We start from the raw sequence: 358 nt of genomic DNA, 5'->3' as shown, positions 1-358 counted from the left end.
GAAAAGTCAGAAATACCAGAGTTCGCAAGAGATTGACCATCGCTGCACTCCTGAATATCGGGCTGCAAACACAGCCCGATTAATGCTACATGAGAACAGGCTCAGTCTTATTCATAAGCCAGGGTGAAATCGGTCACGGCCTGGAATTCACCCGGAGTGACGTTAGTGACACCGGCAATTTTTTCCAGATAAGCGGAGAAATTCAGCGTATTAGGACCGTTCCCCAGACCGCGGCCACTGGTCGGCTGAAGCAGGGTCACCGGCTGGCCAGAATAATCCTGAATGCGAACGCCCGCACCAGCCGCCTGACCGGTGATAGCCAGCATGGACATATTACCCGGCACGTTACCACCTGCAA

At 53.4% G+C, this 358-nt stretch carries 1 protein-coding gene; it reads right to left on the bottom strand.

All coding sequences use genetic code 11. The annotated features are described in order from the left end of the window. Positions 1 to 107 precede the first annotated feature (107 nt). On the bottom strand, positions 108 to 358 hold a 251-nt coding region (locus AQ981_RS25525), incomplete at its 5' end, for a fimbrial protein (protein WP_154675995.1).

It is taken from the genome of Entomohabitans teleogrylli (assembly GCF_001484765.1).
Taxonomy (GTDB): Bacteria; Pseudomonadota; Gammaproteobacteria; order Enterobacterales; family Enterobacteriaceae; genus Entomohabitans; species Entomohabitans teleogrylli.
This window is presented reverse-complemented; position numbering and strand designations above follow the sequence as displayed.